Below are 223 nucleotides of genomic sequence, written 5' to 3'. Positions count from 1 at the left end.
GCGCATAACCGCACGGCGATAATTAAAAACGATGATGATGAAGCCGTGCAGGGCTTTCAGACGCTTGAAGTCGGTCAAAATCAGACGGTGACCGTTAAAGGTCAGCAAGCCGTTTCCATTGGTAAAAGCCATCAACTGAACATCAGCGATAACCAGCAAATCACCGTGGGTAAACATATCACGGTGCACTCTGAAAGCGGGCAAATCACCATTGGGAACGCAG

1 protein-coding gene is annotated in these 223 nt (G+C 48.9%); it reads left to right on the top strand.

Annotated features, from left to right (window positions below; all coding sequences use genetic code 11):
* Positions 1 to 45 precede the first annotated feature (45 nt).
* Positions 46 to 223, top strand: a 178-nt coding sequence (locus ACGF5R_RS25115) for a hypothetical protein (RefSeq protein ID WP_387693385.1), incomplete at its 3' end; no start/stop codon positions are given.

The organism is Photorhabdus sp. RM71S (assembly GCF_042879355.1).
Lineage (GTDB): Bacteria > Pseudomonadota > Gammaproteobacteria > Enterobacterales > Enterobacteriaceae > Photorhabdus > Photorhabdus kayaii.
This window is presented reverse-complemented; position numbering and strand designations above follow the sequence as displayed.